At 71.7% G+C, this 14483-nt stretch carries 9 protein-coding genes; 3 read left to right on the forward strand and 6 right to left on the reverse strand.

Annotated elements, in window-relative coordinates:
* Positions 1–25: 25 nt before the first annotated feature.
* The 6 genes from AB0I03_RS16805 to AB0I03_RS16830 form a co-directional block, all read right to left on the reverse strand.
* Positions 26–1162 (reverse strand): FAD-dependent oxidoreductase, encoded by a 1137-nt coding sequence (locus AB0I03_RS16805; protein WP_360413299.1) that lies wholly within the window; start codon positions 1160–1162, stop codon positions 26–28.
* Between the two features lie 101 nt (positions 1163–1263).
* Complete coding sequence (locus AB0I03_RS16810; RefSeq protein WP_360413302.1) at positions 1264–2196, reverse strand: sigma-70 family RNA polymerase sigma factor; 933 nt, start codon at positions 2194–2196, stop codon at positions 1264–1266.
* Positions 2197–2269: 73 nt separating this feature from the next.
* A complete protein-coding gene (locus AB0I03_RS16815) occupies positions 2270–3463 on the reverse strand; it encodes an FAD-dependent oxidoreductase (protein WP_360413895.1) in 1194 nt (397 codons plus the stop codon).
* A gap of 115 nt (positions 3464–3578) precedes the next feature.
* The gene (gene sigJ / locus AB0I03_RS16820) at positions 3579–4526 is read right to left on the reverse strand and encodes an RNA polymerase sigma factor SigJ (protein ID WP_360413305.1); all 948 of its coding nucleotides are present in this window, start codon (positions 4524–4526) and stop codon (positions 3579–3581) included.
* Between the two features lie 51 nt (positions 4527–4577).
* Positions 4578–5363, reverse strand: coding sequence for a hypothetical protein (locus tag AB0I03_RS16825; RefSeq protein WP_360413308.1), 786 nt, complete (start codon positions 5361–5363; stop codon positions 4578–4580).
* A gap of 181 nt (positions 5364–5544) precedes the next feature.
* Entirely contained in the window at positions 5545–6558 is a 1014-nt protein-coding gene (locus AB0I03_RS16830) for a hypothetical protein (RefSeq protein ID WP_360413311.1), read from the reverse strand.
* 358 nt (positions 6559–6916) lie between these two features.
* Between AB0I03_RS16830 and gltB the strand changes: the two genes are divergently transcribed.
* The 3 genes from gltB to pyk all read left to right on the forward strand — a co-directional run bounded on the left by gltB (position 6917) and on the right by pyk (position 14482).
* Positions 6917–11428, forward strand: coding sequence for a glutamate synthase large subunit (gltB, locus tag AB0I03_RS16835; protein WP_360413314.1), 4512 nt, complete (start codon positions 6917–6919; stop codon positions 11426–11428).
* On the forward strand, positions 11421–12890 hold the full coding sequence (locus tag AB0I03_RS16840; RefSeq protein WP_360413317.1) for a glutamate synthase subunit beta: 1470 nt from the start codon (positions 11421–11423) through the stop codon (positions 12888–12890). The genes gltB and AB0I03_RS16840 overlap by 8 nt, the downstream gene beginning before the upstream one ends.
* Positions 12891–13072: 182 nt before the next feature.
* Entirely contained in the window at positions 13073–14482 is a 1410-nt protein-coding gene (gene pyk, locus AB0I03_RS16845; protein ID WP_360413319.1) for a pyruvate kinase, read from the forward strand.
* The last annotated feature ends 1 nt before the right edge of the window (position 14483 follow it).

Here is a 14483-nt window from a genome sequence, read left to right on the forward strand (position 1 = left end):
CCGGTCGCCGGCCCGGCCCCGTCGCCTACGCTGCCACGGCGACCCGGCCTGGCCTGCCCGCGGGCAGGTCGCGGGCGAAGCTCCACACCGCGATCCGGCACAGCGCCTCCTTGTAGCGCGCGGCGGCCGCGCCGGTCAGATAGCCGCGCCTGGGCCGGTCGTCGGCCGTCACGAACTGCACGACCGCGTTCCGGCGGCCGAGGCTGATCGCCTGGTGGAAGTACCGCACCCGCAGCGCAGGCGGACGCCGCCCGGCGACCGCGGCGGCGAGGTGCCCGGCGGCCAGCCAGCCCGTCGGCATCCCCGACGAGCACGACATCCGCAGGGGCCGCCCGCCGGGCCCCGCCGCGAAGGCCGTGTCGCCGATCGCGAAGACCTCGCGGTGCGAGACCGAGCGCATCGCCGCGTCCACGACCACCTGCCCCCGCGCGTCCACCTCCAGGCCGGCGTGCGCCGCGATCGGATGCGGCGCGAACCCGGTCGCGCCGATCACGATGTCGGCCCCGAGCGACGTCCCGTCCTCGGCGACCGCGCCCGCTTCGACGAGCCGCCGGACTCGGACGCCTTCGCGCACTTCGACACCGAGTGCGGCGAACCCTCGGCGCAGGTGCGCCCGCGCCCCCGGGACGAGCCGGTCCCCGAGCGCACCCGAGGTGGCCAGCGCGACGGACAGGTCCGGCCGCGCTTCGGCGACCTCCGCGGCGACCTCCAGACCGGTCAGGCCGCCGCCGACCACGAGGACCCGTTCGCCTTCCACCGCGCGGGCGAGCCTGCCGCGCAACCGCATCGCGGCGGCGGGGGAGGCGGCGCTCCAGGCCTCCGCACCGCCCGGCAGCGGCACGCCCGCGCTGCCCAGGGCGAGGACGAGCGAGTCGTACCCGATGCGCTCGCCGTCGGCGACGACGGTGCGGTTCCCGGCGTCCACCGCTTCGACCCGCGCGCAGTGGAGCCGCACGCCGGTCCCGCGCAGCAGGTCGGCCAGCTCGTAGCGGGGCAGGTCCTGCCCGGCGGCGACTTGATGCAGGCGCAGGCGTTCGACGAAATCGGTCCGTTCGTTGACCAGGACGATCTCGGCGTCCTCGCCTCGCAGCAGGGTTCCGAGTCTGCGTGCGGCGGTCATGCCGGCGTACCCGGCTCCCAGGATGACGATGCGGTGCGGCATGTCGGTGCTTCCTCTCCGTGGTCGGTGATGCGACTTGACGAAGTGGGAGGGCCGGTTCCTGACAGCCGGGGTCCGATCGAGACCGGCCTCACAACGGGGTTTCACCAGGCGTTGATCAGCGGCTCGCTGTGCGGCTGCTCCTGCCACTGCTCGGTCAGGCGTGCCAGGCGGTCGGGCGCGGCGTAGCTGCGAAGGGCGGTGATCCTGCCGTCGTCGCCGTGCGCGATGGTCATGACGCCGACGACGCGGCCGTCGAGGACTGCGACGGCCGCCGGAGCGCCGTCGACGAGCGCCGCATAGACGGCGGGCGCGCCGCCGAGGAGCCGGTGCTTGGCGGGCGTCGGCTTGTACGCGGCCCGCAGGTACGCCGCGACCGCCGCCGCGCCCACGTGCCGGATCGGCTCGGCGAGCAGCCCGGCGGTGTCGGAGACCGCGGTCGCGTCGTCGGCCAGCAGCGCCACCAGCGGCTCGGTGCGGCCGGTCGCGGCGGCCTCCAGGAAGGCCTCGACCATGCGGCGCGCGTCGTCCCGGTCGGCCGCGAGCCTCGGCGCCCCGGACATGCGCGCCTTCGCACGGTGGAAATGCTGCTGGCTCGCGGCCTCGGAGACACCGATCATCTCGGCGATCTCCTTGTGCGCGTAGCCGAATGCCTCGCGCAGCACGTACACGGCCCGTTCGGTCGGCGTCAGCCGCTCCATGAGCCGCAGCATCGCCAGTGACACGGACTCGCGCTGCTGGGCGGTCTCGGCGGGACCGAGTACCGGGTCGCCGTTGAAGACGGGTTCGGGCAACCGCTCGAACGACCGCTCCCGCCGGACCCGCGCCGAGCCGAGCCGGTCCATGCACAGGTTCGCCAGGGTCGTCGTCAGCCACGCCTCCGGCACCTCGATGCCTGCTCGGTCGGCTCCCTGCCAGCGCAGGAATGCGTCCTGCACGGCGTCCTCGGCATCGGCCGCCGACCCGAGCAGCCGGTACGCGATCGCGGTCAGCCGCGGCCTGCAGGCCTCGAACCTGTCCGCAGCGGCGGCATCCATAGGCACTCCGATGGTGTTGGCGGACGTCACCTCCACCGCGCGTCGCCGTGGCAGAGGTGACGTCGTTGGCGCTCTAGGCGATCGCGTTCACGGTCGTTTCGTCTGCAGTTGCGGTCTCGGCGAGGTGCTTGCGGCGCACCGGGAGTCCGATCGTCGGGTGGGCCGTGCCCCAGGCCGCGCCCTTGCAGATGAACTCCTTGTAGAGCGCGGCGGTGCGGCCGCGCAGCGAGGTGCTCTTGGCGCGGTCGTCGGCGGTGACGAACTGGATCAGGCCCTCCCTGCGGCCCAACGAGATGCACTGCTGCGCATAGGCGAGCGGCACTCTGCCGCGCTTGCCGCCGGTGAGGCGGGCCGCGATCGCGTCGGCGGCGATCCAGGCCATCGGGATGCCCGAGGCGCATGACATGCGCAGGGGCTTGCCGGTGTCGCCCATGGCGAAGCCCGCGTCGCCGACGGCGTACACGTCGGGGTGCGAGACCGACCGCATGTCGCCGTCCACGACGATCTGGCCCCGGTCCGTGACCTCCATAGTGGTCGCTGCGGCGATCGGGTGGACCGCGAAGCCGGTGGTCCACACGGTGACCGCGGCCGGGATGGTCGCGGTCTCGGTCACGACCGCGTCGGCGCGGACCGCCGTGACGGCCGCGTGCTCGTGGACGGTGATGCCGAGCTTTGCCGCGACGGCGCGCAGGTGCTCGCGGCCCTTGGGCGAGAGCCAGTCGCCGAAGCCGCCGCGGACGGCGATCGACACGTCCAGGTCGGGCCGGGCCTCGGCGATCTCGGTGACCGCTTCCACACCGGTGAGGCCGCCGCCGACGATGACGACGCGCTGCCCGGCGTCCATGCGGGCCAAGCGCTCCCGGAGTCTCAGGGCGCCGGGGCGGCTCGCGATCTCGTAGGCGTGCTCGGCGGTGCCGGGGACGCCCATGTCGTTCCAGGCGCTGCCGAGCGCGTAGACGAGGGTGTCGTACTCGAGCTCGGCAGCGCCGTCCGCGTCGGTGACGGCGACGGTCTTGCGGTCGGCGTCCACCGCGGTCACCTTCGCGAGGCGCAGCTCGACGCCGGTGCCCGCCAGCATGTCCGCGAGCGGGCGCACCTTGAGGTCCTGGCCGGCGGCGACCTGGTGCATGCGGACCCGCTCCACGAAGTCGGGCTCGGCGTTGACGAGGGTGATGGCGACGTCCTCGGGGTGCAGTCGGCGGGCGAGGCGGCCGGCGGCGGTGGCCCCGGTGTAGCCGGCGCCGAGGACGAGGATGCGGTGCTGCATGTTGTGCTTCTGGCCATGGAACATGGCGTGCTCCTGTCTGGTTCGGGTTCGCCACTTGAACCGGGCGGCCCCGCGATTCCTGACAGGAGTCGGCGGTGAAGTGCTTCACACGGGGTTAGAAGGCGGCCACCACGAGCGGCTCGCCGTGGTCGAGCAGGGCCCACTGCGCCGTCGCGCGCTCGAGCTTGTCCGGGTTGACCTGGTTGCGGAACGCGAGGATGCCGTCCGCGCCCACTTCGATGCACATGACGCCGACGACCCGGCCGTCGAGGACCGCGACCGCCGCGGGCTCCCCGTTGGCGGTCCAGGCGTAGACCTCCGGGGAGCCGCCGAGCAGGGTGCGCTTGGCCTGGGCGGGCCGGAACAGGCCCCACAGGAACTTCGCGACCGCGGTCGCGCCCTGGAACGGCTTGGTGCGGGCGGGGATCTTCCCGCCGCCGTCGCCGATCGCCGTGGCGTCCTCGGTGAGCAGCCGCACCAGCGGCGCGACCGAGCCGCCCGTGGCGGCGGCCAGGAACTCCTCGACGATCCGGCGGGCGTCCGCCTCGTCGATCTGCTTGCGGGACCTGCCGTCCGCGAGGTGCTTCTTGGCGCGGTGGAAGATCTGCTGGCTCGCCGCCTCGGTGAGGTCCAGGAACTCGGCGATCTCGCGGTGCGGGTAGTCGAACGCCTCGCGCAGCACGTACACGCCGCGCTCCACCGGAGTCAGCCGCTCCATGAGGGTGAGCACCGCGTAGGACACCGATTCGCGCTGCTCGGCGGTGTCGGCCGGGCCGAGCATCGGGTCGCCCGCGAACAGCGGCTCCGGCAGCCATTCGCCCACATAGGTCTCCCGCCGCGCCCGCGCGGAGGTGAGCTGGTTGAGGCACAGGTTGGTGAGCACCTTCGTCAGCCACGCCTCGGGCACCTCGATGCGGTCGCGCTCGGCCGCCTGCCAGCGCAGGAAGGCCTCCTGGACGGCGTCCTCGGCCTCGCCCGCCGAACCGAGGAGGCGGTAGGCGATGGCCTCCAGGCGGGGCCTGGAGGCCTCGAACCGGTCGAGTTCGGTCGCGGTGACGGACATGGTCCGATCGTAACCCGCAGGAGGGCGCGCCGGTCGAGACCGGCTGCGGCCCTAGACCTCCTTCACGCAGTAGACCGCGGTGATCGAGTCGAGCTCGGGGTCCCAGTCGCGGCCGGCCGTGAGCGCGGTGTCCACGTAGTAGTAGTTGGTGTTGCCGCTGCCCTCGCAGGCGTCGGTGGCGGCGACCGAGTGGGCCGGGTCGGTCGGTTCGGGGTCCTCGGGGCTGTGGACGACCCGCAGGACCTCCCAGTAGGCCAGGTCGGAGTCGCAGTCGACGACGTAGAAACCTGCGGGGTTGTTCTCGATGCACTCGCCTTCGGCCGGAGCGCGGTAGACCGATTCGCCCTCGGTGGTCGCCTCCTCGGTCGGCTCGGCGGCGCTGGTCTCCTCGACCGCTTCGCTCGTCTCCGCCGCGGCGGAGGTGGAGGGCTCGGTCGGATCGGGGTCGTCGTCGCCGCTCATGCTGAGGCCCAGCATGATCCCGCCGCCGATGACGGCGATGACGACCACGACGAGGGTGATGATGAGCGGGGTGTTCGAGTTCCCGCCGGGCGGCGGGGGCGCGGCCTGGCCGGGCTGGAACGCGCCTCCGGGCGGGCCCACCGGGGGCTGCTGGTAGCCGGCGGTCTGCGGGTACGCGGGACCGGGGGAGTAGGGCTGCCCGGGCGGGGCGCTGCCGGGGTGGCTCGGGGCGGTCTGGTAGCCGGCGCCGGGACCGTACGGGTCGGGGCGGGAGTACGGGTCGGCGTCGGTCGTGTAGTGCTGGGGTGCGGGCGAGGGCTGGCCGTATCCAGGCGACTGGTTGGGGTCGTAGGGGTTCGGCGGGGGGTAGGTCATGGGGTTCTCCGTCGCGTGGCCGGGCTCGAGCGTCAGGGATGCGCTTGGGTTCCATCATATTGCTCGCTTGCGACGCACTGCTCACTTACATCTCCGCAAGCGTTCGACGAGGGTGCACGGCGAAAGGGCCGCCCCCGATCGGGGGCGGCCCTTTCGCCGAACGCGAATCGACCGGGTGAGGCTAGTACGAGTAAGCGCCGCAGAGGATGCCGGTGACGGGCTCGGTGCCGGTGGCCGTGGTGGCCGTCGGGTCCGTGACCTGGTACAGCGTCCAGTAGTAGTCCTCGGCGCCGCACTGGCCGTCGAGCTGGGCGAGGATCTCGTCCTCGGTCATCGCGGCGGGCGGGTCGATCGGAATGGTCTTGGTGACCTCGTAGGAGGCCGAGGCGCAGTCCGTGACGTACCAGCCGCTGATGGGCTCGTTGAAGCACTCGCCGACGTCGGGCATGCGCGGGGTGCTGCCGGTCGAGTCGGGCTTGTCGAGCGACTCGACGCAGATCAGGTAGTCGAGCATGCCGCCGGTGGAGTCGACGACGTAGTTGAAGTCCTTCCAGGTCTGGCCGAACTGGTAGCTGAGGACCTCCTCGCCGCAGATCGCGGTGATCGGGGCGAGGTCTTCGGCGTAGCCGCTGCCGTCGGCGCGGATGTCGTCGACGTCCTCGTGCACCGAGGTGACCGACCAGAGGGCGTCAGCGGAGTCGCACTCGACCTTGAGGTCCGCGAGGGGGTCCGCGGAGGTCGCGAACGAGAACTCCCACGACGAGAGGCAGTCGCCCTGAGCGACGCCCGCCGAGGTGTCGTCGTCGCCCATGTCCTGGAGCGCCTGGCCCGCGTCGCCGTCGGCGCCGGCGAGCCGGACGAGGAAGTAGATGCCGAGGCCGATGACGGCCAGGACCGCGGGAATGATCTTCCACAGGAGGCCCTTGCCGGTCTCCTTGGCGAAGTTGCCGAAGCCGCCTCCGCCGCCCGCGCCGGGCGGCAGCGGGGGCGGGCCGTAAGGGTTGCCCGGCTGCTGGGGCGGGTAACCGGGCTGGGACGGCTGGCCGTAGGGCTGCTGCGGCGCGCCGTAACCAGGCTGGGACGGCTGGCCGTAGGGCTGCTGCGCCGGCGGGGGGGCGTACCCGCCCGGCTGCTGCGGCGGGTAGCCCGGCTGCTGCGGCTGCTGTCCGTAGCCAGGGGGCGGGGGATAGCTCATTGGTGCATTGCTCCTTGCGAACGTACTGTGGAAGGGGTGTCCCTGCGCGGGGGATGGGCACCGCGCGAAATATCGGTTCACTCTAACGACCGGCCGCCACCGGTTCGCGCCGCCTGCCCCGCGTGCGCGAAGGCGTTACGCGCCCATTACGAAGCGGTTGCGCGGTTCCGGCCGTACACGTGAGAAAAACCGCTCGACCTGCTCGGATCGTAGGACGATGGTGTCCATCAGATGAGCGATGCATTACACTCGTCTGACACTTTGCATTCTCTCGGGCCGACGTCGTCCCGTATGAAACACCGTAGTGCTCCGCGCCCCCACCTGCTGCTGGAGCCCTCGACGACGAAGGAGGCCACGGTTGCGTTCTGCCCTGAACTCAGAGCCCGGTCTTTACCGCCCCGCTTGGGAACACGACGCCTGCGGTGTCGCGTTCGTCGCGGACATGCAAGGCAGGCCGGCCCATAGCGTCATCGAGCAGGGTCTCTCCGCGCTCGTGCGCATGGAGCACCGCGGTGCGACCGCCCCCGACCCCGATTCGGGCGACGGCGCGGGCATCATGCTGCAGATCCCCGACGCCTACTACCGCGCCGTGGTCGGCTTCAGCCTCCCCGCGGCCGGGCACTACGCCGCCGGCCTGGTCTTCACTCCCGAAGACGACGACGCGACCGCGCGCGCCCGCGCGATCGTGGAGAAGTACGCCGTCGCCGAAGGCTGCACGGTCCTCGGCTGGCGCGACGTGCCCACCGACGCCTCCGGCCTCGGCGCCGCCGCCCTGGCCTCCAAGCCGCGCGTCTCCCAGGTCTTCCTCGCCGCCGAGGACGGGGCCGCCGCCGGACTCGACCTCGACCGCCTCGCGTACGCCGTGCGCAAGCAGGCCGAGCGCGAACTGCGCGAACGCCACCTCGACGGCTCCGCGATCGTCGGCCTCTCGGCCCGCACCATCGTGTACAAGGGCATGCTCACGCCCGCGCAGGTCCCGCAGTTCTACCCCGAGCTGGCCGACGAGCGCCTCCAGAGCGCCATCGCGCTCGTCCACTCCCGGTTCTCCACCAACACGTTCCCGTCCTGGCCGCTCGCCCACCCGTTCCGGATGGTCGCGCACAACGGCGAGATCAACACCATCCGCGGCAACCGCAACTGGATGACCGCGCGCCAGGCCGAGCTCGCCACCGAGGCCCTGCCCGGCCGCCTGCGCCGCCTCTTCCCGATCAACACCCCGGGCGGCTCGGACTCCCTGAACTTCGACGAGGTCGTCGAGCTCCTGCACCTGGGCGGGCGCAGCCTGCCCCACGCGATGCTCATGATGATGCCGGAGGCCTGGGAGCACAACGCGACCATGGACCCCAAGCGCCGCGACTTCTACCGCTACCACGCCTCGATCATGGAGCCGTGGGACGGCCCCGCCGCGGTCTGCTTCACCGACGGCGTCCAGATCGGCGCGGTCCTCGACCGCAACGGCCTGCGCCCCGCCCGCTGGTGGCGCACCACCGACGACCTCGTCGTGCTCGCCTCCGAGTCCGGCGTGGTCGACATCGAGCCCTCCAAGGTCGCCCAGAAGGGCCGCCTCGAGCCGGGCCGCATGTTCCTCGTCGACACCGGCGCCGGCCGCATCCTCGACGACGAAGAGGTGAAGGACGCCCTCGCCAAGGAGCACCCGTACGGGGACTGGCTCCACGCCGGGCTCATCCGCCTCGAAGAACTGCCCGAACGCGAGCCCGTCGCGCACGACCCCGAGTCCGTGCGCCGCCGCCAGCTCACCTTCGGCTACACCGACGAGGAGCTGCGACTCATCCTGGCGCCCATGGCGTCCAAGGGCGAAGAGCCGCTCGTCTCCATGGGTACGGACACGCCCATCGCGGGCCTCTCCAAGCGGCCCAAGCTCCTGTTCGACTACTTCACGCAGCTGTTCGCGCAGGTCACCAACCCGCCGCTGGACGCCATCCGCGAGAAGCTCGTCACCGCGCTCGGCACCACCGTCGGCCCCGAGGGCAACCTGCTCGAGCCCGGCCCGCACTCGTGCCGCCAGATCGAGCTCGCCCGCCCGATCCTCGGCAACGAGGAGCTCGCGAAGATCCTCCACATCGACGAGGACGGCGACATGCCCGGCTTCAAAGCCGTGCGCGTCTCCGGCGTCTACAAGGCCCGCCACGGCTCGCGCGGCCTCAAGGACCGCCTGGTCGAGATCTGCCGCCACGTCTCCGAGGCCATCGAGGACGGCGTGCGCATCCTCGTGCTCTCCGACCGCGACTCCACCGCCGACCTCGCGCCGATCCCGTCGCTCCTGCTCACCGCCGCCGTGCACCAGCACCTCGTGCGCGAGCAGACCCGCACCAAGGTGGCGCTCCTGGTCGAGACCGGCGACTGCCGCACCGTGCACCACGCCGCGGTGCTCCTCGGCTACGGCGCCGCCGCCATCAACCCGTACCTCGCCTTCGACTCCATCGAAGAGCTGTGCGCCGAAGGCGTCGTCGACCTCGACCCGGCCCAGGCCGTCGAGAACTACATCAAGGGCCTGTGCAGCGGCGTGCTCAAGGTGATGTCGAAGATCGGCATCTCCACCGTCGCCTCCTACACCGGAGCGCAGATCTTCGAGGCCGTCGGCCTCGACGCGGACTTCGTCGACCGGTACTTCACCGGCACCGACTCCGCGATCGGCGGCATCGGCCTCCAGACCCTCGCCAAAGAGGTCGCCGAACGCCACCGCGCCGCCTACGAGCGCAGGATCGAGACGTCCGAGCCGCTGCCCCCGGGCGGCGACTTCCAGTGGCGCCGCGAAGGCGAGGTGCACCTGTTCAACCCTGAAACGGTGTTCCTCCTCCAGCACGCCACCCGCTCGGGCCAGTACGACGTGTTCAAGCGCTACACCGAGAAGGTCAACGCCATCGCCGCCGACTCCGGTCTGCTGCGCGGCATGCTCGGCTTCGACGACGCCCGCGAGGCCGTCCCGCTGGACGAGGTCGAGCCGGTCGCGTCGATCGTCAAGCGCTTCCACACCGGCGCGATGTCCTACGGCGCGCTCTCTGCGGAGTCCCACGAGACCCTCGCGATCGCCATGAACCGCCTCGGCGGACGCTCCAACTCCGGTGAAGGCGGCGAAGACGTCGACCGCCTCTACGACCCGCTGCGGCGCAGCGCCATCAAGCAGGTCGCCTCCGGCCGCTTCGGCGTCACCTCCGAGTACCTCGCCACCGCCGACGCCATCCAGATCAAGATGGCCCAGGGCGCCAAGCCCGGCGAAGGCGGCCAGCTGCCCGGCTACAAGGTCCACCCGTGGATCGCCGAGACCCGCAACGCCACGCCCGGCGTGGGCCTCATCAGCCCGCCCCCGCACCACGACATCTACTCCATCGAGGACCTCGCCCAGCTCATCCACGACCTCAAGCACGCCGGCGGCGGCGACGCCGAGGTCCACGTGAAGCTCGTCTCCGAGACCGGCGTCGGCACCGTCGCCGCCGGCGTCTCCAAGGCCAAAGCGGACACCATCCTCATCTCCGGCTACGACGGCGGCACCGGCGCCTCCCCGTCCAACTCGATCAAGCACGCGGGCACCCCGTGGGAGATCGGCCTCGCCGAGGCCCAGCAGACCCTCATCCGCAACGGCCTGCGCGACCGCGTCAAGCTCGAAGTGGACGGCGCCATGAAGACCGGCCGCGACGTCGTCGTCGCCGCCCTCCTCGGCGCCGAGGGCTACGGCTTCGCCACGGCCCCGCTCGTCGTCACCGGCTGCGTCATGATGCGCGTCTGCCACCTCGACACGTGTCCCGTCGGTGTCGCCACCCAGGACCCGCGCCTGCGCGAGCGCTACACCGGCGAACCCGAATTCGTCGAGAACTTCTTCCGCTACATCGCCGAAGAGGTCCGCGAGCTCCTCGCCGCACTCGGCTACCGGTCCCTCGACGAGGCGATCGGCGCGGTCGAGCGCCTCAAGCAGATCCCCGGACCCGGCCGCAAGGCCTCCCGTGTGGACCTGTCGAACGTCATCGCCGCCCCGGTCGCGGGCCCGCGCACGCAGGCCACCGTCCAGGACCACGGCGTCGAGTCGACGCTCGGCGCCCGCATCGTCGACATCGCCCGCCCCGCCATCGAGCAGGGCGAGCGGGTCACGGCCGAGCTCGAGATCCGCAACACCGACCGCTCCGTCGGCGCCCTCCTCGGCGCCGCGGTCTCCCGCGCGCACCGCGAAGGCCTCGCCGACGACACGGTGAACCTCACCTTCCGCGGCACCGCCGGGCAGTCCTTCGGCGCGTTCCTCACCCGCGGCGCGAGCTTCAAGCTCGTGGGCGACGCCAACGACTACGTCGGCAAGGGCCTCTCGGGCGGGCGCCTCGTGCTCACCCCCGACGCCGGAGCCCCGTTCAAGGCCGAGGAGAACGTCATCGCCGGCAACACGCTCCTCTATGGAGCGACCTCCGGCGAGGTCTTCATCCGCGGCAAGGTCGGCGAGCGCTTCGCCGTCCGCAACTCCGGCGCGGTCGCCGTCGTCGAAGGCGTGGGCGACCACGGCTGCGAGTACATGACCGGCGGCACCGTCCTCGTCCTCGGACCCACCGGCCGCAACTTCGCCGCGGGCATGTCCGGCGGCGTCGCCTACGTGTGGCGCCTGGACGAGTCCCGCACCAACACCGCGCTGGCGGACCTGGACCCGCTGTCGGCCTCCGACATCGACCTGGTCCACTCGCTGCTGCTGCGCCACGGCCGGGCCACCGGCTCCACCGTGGCCGCGGACCTGCTGGCCGAGTGGCCGCGGGCCGCGAGCGGCTTCACGAAGGTCATCCCCCGCGAGTACAAGGCCGTCCTCGCCCGTCAAGCCATTGACACGATCACGACCCGCACGCTCGTCCTGACCGAGAAGGAGGCCGCCAATGCCTGATCCGAGCGGATTCCTCGAGCACGGCCGCGCGGTGCCGAAGAAGCGCCCCGTGCCGGTGCGCATCCTCGACAACCGCGAGGTGTACACCCGCGCCACCAAGGAACTGGTGACGGCGCAGGCCTCGCGCTGCATGGACTGCGGCATCCCGTTCTGCCACAACGGCTGCCCGCTGGGGAACCGGATTCCCGAGTGGAACGACCTGGCCCGCACGGGCCGGTGGGGCGCGGCGATCGAGCAGCTGCACGCGACGAACAACTTCCCGGAGTTCACCGGGCGGCTCTGCCCCGCCCCGTGCGAGGCGGCGTGCGTGCTGGGCATCGGGGACGACCCGGTGACCATCAAGAACATCGAGGTCGAGATCATCGACCGCGCGTTCGACGACGCGAACGTCCGGCCGCAGCCGGCCGAGGGCTCCAGCGGCAAGTCCGTCGCGGTGGTCGGCTCGGGCCCGGCGGGCCTGGCCGCGGCCCAGCAGCTGGCCCGCGCGGGCCACGCGGTCACGGTCTACGAGCGCGACGACGCCCCCGGCGGCCTGCTGCGCTACGGCATCCCGGACTTCAAGCTGGAGAAGCACCAGATCGACCGCCGCGTCGAGCAGATGGCGGCCGAGGGCGTCGAGTTCGCGTGCAACGTCAACGTCGGCGTGGACATCACCGCCGAGGACCTGCGCGAACGCCACGACGCGGTGATCCTGGCCGTGGGCGCGCTCGAAGGGCGCGAGACCGAGCAGCCGGGCCGCGAGCTCGCCGGCATCCACCAGGCGATGGAGCACCTCGTGGGCGCCAACCAGGTGGTCGCGGGCAAGGCCCCGTTCGCCCCGATCGACGCCAAGGGCAAGCACGTCGTCATCATCGGCGGCGGCGACACCGGCGCGGACTGCCTGGGCGTGGCCCACCGGCAGGGCGCGGCCTCGGTGCGCCAGCTCGACCTGTACCCGACCCCGCCCGAGATCCGCGACGCCGGCCGCGACCCGTGGCCGACCTGGCCGGTCATCGTGCGCAACTACCCGGCGCATGAAGAGGGCGGGGAGCGCAACTACGCGTCCGCGGCCGCGGAGTTCGTCGGCGACGAGCACGGGCACGTGCGCCAGATGCGCTTCAGCGAGGTCCGGGTCGACAAGTCCCAGGGCCGCCGCGACATCATCCCGGTCGAGGGCACCGAGCAGGTCGTCCCCGCCGACCTCGTCCTGCTGGCCATCGGCTTCGCGGGCACCGAGGACCAGCCGCTGCTGCGGCAGTTCGGGATCGAGCGCTCGCGCCGCAACGTGATCGACTGCGGCGAGGACTGGCAGACGGACGCGCCCGGCGTGTTCGTCGCGGGCGACGCGCACCGCGGCGCCTCGCTCATCGTGTGGGCGATCGCCGAGGGCCGCGCCGCGGCCGCGGCCGCGCACAAGTTCCTCGGCGGGCAGACCGCGCTTCCGGCGCCGGTCGAATCGAACGCACAGGCACTCGTCGCGTAAGTGCGAATAGGCGGAATTGAGCGCAGTGAATCTGTGCTTTTCGGCACGGCTCGCAAGCGTCGCCGTGGCGAGCTGCGCTCAATTCCGCCTATGCTCGTATTGCATTCCGGCAGCGGTGAATTCCACCTCTCAACTGCGGAGACCCTGCGAGTGCGAGTAGGCGTCCGATATAAGCTCGCAGGGTGACTCGTAGAGCAAAAATCGTCTGCACCATCGGGCCTGCAACGGCCACGCCCGAGCGTATGGCCGGCCTGATCGACGCCGGCATGAACGTCGCCCGCATGAACTTCTCCCATGGCGCCCAGTCCGACCACGAGGCCGTCTACCAGATGGTCCGCGAGGCCGCCGACGCCGCCGGCAAGCCCGTCGCGATCCTCGCCGACATGCAGGGCCCCAAGATCCGCCTGGGCACCTTCGCCAACGGCTCCGAGCAGTGGGACGCGGGCGACCGCATCCGGATCACCTCGGAGGACGTCGAGGGCACCCACGACCGCGTCTCCTGCACTTACAAGAAGCTGCCGGCCGAGGTCACCAAGGGCGACCGCCTCCTGGTCGACGACGGCAAGCTGGCGCTCGAAGTGCTCAGCGCCGACGACACCGACGTCGAGTGCCTCGTCGTCGAGGGCGGCCCGGTCTCCAACAACAAGGGCCTGTCGCTGCCGAACGTGAACATCTCGGTCCCGGCGCTGTCGGAGAAGGACATCTCCGACATGAAGTTCGCGCTGAACCTCGGCGTCGACCTCATCGCGATGTCGTTCGTGCGCAGCCCCGACGACGTCCGCCTGGGCCACAAGGTGATGGACGAGGTCGGCGTGCGCCGCCCGATCATCGCCAAGGTCGAGAAGCCCGAGGCCGTCGCGCGCCTCGAGGAGATCGTCCGGGCCTTCGACGGCGTCATGGTCGCCCGCGGCGACCTGGGCGTCGAGATGCCCCTCGACGAGGTCCCGATCGTGCAGAAGGAGATCGTGCGCCTCTGCCGCGAGAACGCGAAGCCCGTCATCGTGGCGACCCAGATGCTCGACTCGATGATCGAGAACGCCCGGCCCACCCGCGCCGAGGTCTCCGACGTCGCCAACGCCGTCCTCGACGGCACCGACGCCGTGATGCTCTCCGGTGAGACCTCGGTCGGCAAGTACCCGATCGGCACCGTCCGCACCATGGCCAAGATCGTGGAGACCACCGAGTGCGGCCCCATCGGCCTGCGCGAGCTGCTGCACGACCCGAAGACCAAGTCCGGCGCGGTGACCCACGCCGCCGCCGACATCGCCGACGCGATCGGCGCGAAGGCCCTCGTCGCGTTCACCCAGACCGGTGACACCGTCAAGCGCCTGGCCCGCCTCAAGCCGAACCGCCCGATCTACGGGCTCACCCCCATCGAGAGCGTCCGCAACCAGATGGCGCTGTCCTGGGGCACCGACTCCTACCTGGTCGAGCACGTGGACCACACCGACCAGATGTTCCAGCTGGTCGACAAGACCATGCAGGAGCACCACCTGGCGGAGCCGGGCGACCTCGTCGTCATCGTGGCGGGCACCCCGGCCGGGACCCCCGGCTCGACGAACACCGTCCGGGTCCACAAGATCGGTTCTTGAT

Source organism: Glycomyces sp. NPDC021274 (assembly GCF_040641195.1).
Classification (GTDB): Bacteria; Actinomycetota; Actinomycetes; order Mycobacteriales; family Micromonosporaceae; genus Glycomyces.